Raw genomic sequence first — 2109 nt, forward strand, 5'->3', positions numbered from 1 at the left:
GCCGCCTGCAGGCAGCGCACAGGACGTAATCCGGCGCACCGCAGGCCACGCAGTCGGTCGGCAGCAGCAGCCGGCCGAACTGCCCGGACCAGATCCGCAGCGCCTGCGGGGCCGGGCTGAAATACAGCCTGTCCAGCCGGGTTCCCACGTCCGGCGTCACCTTTATCACCGTTCCCGCCATCCCTTCAGCCTGGCCGCTCCCCCGCCCGCCCGGCGTGCCCTGGGCGCCGGCTGTGGAGTGTTCCGGTGCTGCGGCGGCTGTGGAGGCGGGGCTATCCGGGGAAGGACGGATCGATGACCAGCGGGGAATTTCGCTGCGGCGCCCAGCTGTTGCCGACGCGGATGTAGAGCATCTCATTGGTCTGGGCGTACACGTCCTGGTCGCCGTTGCCGGCGCTGATCTCCACCATCCCCTGCAGGGGCGCGGTCCGCAGGGTGCTGCCGTCCAGGTTCAGCACCTCCGCAGTCACCGCTTGGTCGGGCGAGGCCTGCATGACGACGACGGTATCCTCGTCCGCCCAGACGCCCGAGTCCACCGGCACCGAGGGGTTCAACCGCTTGGGGGTGGTGATGCCCCGGGGCCGACCGTCCTGGTCGCGGACGACGCCGGCAACGTAGACCGAGGTGCTCTCGCCTTCACGGGTGGTGATGAGCGCCCTGGAACCTTCACGTGAAATCTGCAGCTCGGTCACAGTCCGCTCCGTCAGCCACTGGGCGCTGACCGCCACCGATTCGTCCGGCGCCTCGATGGACACCGCGGAGACTTTCCCGCTGCCGTCGCCGGCCGCCGCCCAGGCCCAGCCGAAGGGATCGACGCTGGGTCCGGTGAGGTTGCTTCCGGATGCCGCCTCCACCGCGCGGCGGTCCTCGCCGATCACGAACATCCGGTTGCGCTCGGCGGTCAGGAAGGCAAAGCGTTCCTGGTCCAGCGACATCGCCGGTTCGCGCGGGCGCAGCCGGCTGACGGACGGCAGGTCCTCCGGCTTGACCGGCCGCGATCCTTCGTAAAACACCAGTTCCTCGTCCAAAACCCCGATCTGCACGTTGCCAACCGCGGGGTCCGTCACCGCGGCTTGGAACTGGGGATCTGGGGAATTGCCCAGGTCCACTTCCCGCTGGTCCACGGTCATCTGGACGGTGGAGACGGTATTGAGCTCTCCCAGCGTCAGTTCCAGCTGCTGTTGCATCTGCTGCCGGCGCAGGAACGTGGTGCCCGTGAGGACTTCGGCCGACAGGTCCACGCTGGCAGCCCCCGATTCGATCGGTACGGCCCGCCGAACCAGCTGCGAGCCTTCCGGGAAGGCACTGATCACGGCGCCGGCCAGGTACGGCGCGGGCCCCTCCAGCATGGCAGCCACGATGGCCGCCGAGATGCCCTGCCGGTTGGCGAACCAGCGCACGTCCGGCACGGCATACGTGTACGTCGGGTCGTAGTAGTACAGGTTGAACGGGGAGAACAAGGTGCGGAAGTCCACCGTGGAGACCATGGTCCCGTCCGGAACGCTGGAGATCCGCCATTCGCCGTCCACCTGCGCCAGTTCCACCGGCAGCGATTCGGTGGCCCCTTCCTCGGCCTGGGTGCGGACGCCCGACTCGTTGATCGTGGCATCGACCTCCACCTGGAGCACGAATTCGGTTTCGGACGGCGATCCGACAATCCGCACGACGTTCCGGTACACCAGCGTCCGCTGCACCGGCTGCCATTCGCCGGCGAGGTCCGGGGCGAGGAATTCGCGCGCAATCCGGTAATCGTCCTGCGTGGCCGTGCCCGCCTGGATGAAGCCGGCGACGATCTGCTGCGGGGAGTCCCCCGGCGACGGCCCCGGCGGGTTGAAGGTGTAGCCGGTCCCCCCGGTTTCGCCCGAATCGGCCTGGACCGTGCCCACCGGCCCCGACATCGGGATGGAGGAACAGGAGACCAGCGCCAGCATGGCACAGAGCATGACGACGACGGCGCGCAGCCGGGAGGGGCGGGCAGGCTCAGCTGGGATCCGGAACACCGTTTTCCTCCTGCTGTTCGAGGAGCACATTCTCGGCCACCAGCTGGCCGTGCCACGCGGAGGCGCCGGCCGGTGGCAGCGGCAGCGGCGAATGGGTGAGCGTGCCGCC

Annotated in this window: 1 protein-coding gene and 1 pseudogene; both read right to left on the reverse strand. The window is 69.0% G+C overall.

What is annotated here, in order from left to right; translation table 11 throughout:
* Positions 1–181 (reverse strand): annotated as a pseudogene (locus AC5RUJ_RS15065) (hypothetical protein); the annotation flags it as partial.
* Positions 182–272: 91 nt separating this feature from the next.
* The gene (locus AC5RUJ_RS15070) at positions 273–2000 is read right to left on the reverse strand and encodes an LpqB family beta-propeller domain-containing protein (protein ID WP_494025563.1); all 1728 of its coding nucleotides are present in this window, start codon (positions 1998–2000) and stop codon (positions 273–275) included.
* Positions 2001–2109 lie beyond the last annotated feature (109 nt).

It is taken from the genome of Arthrobacter sp. Y3223164 (genome assembly GCF_059091005.1).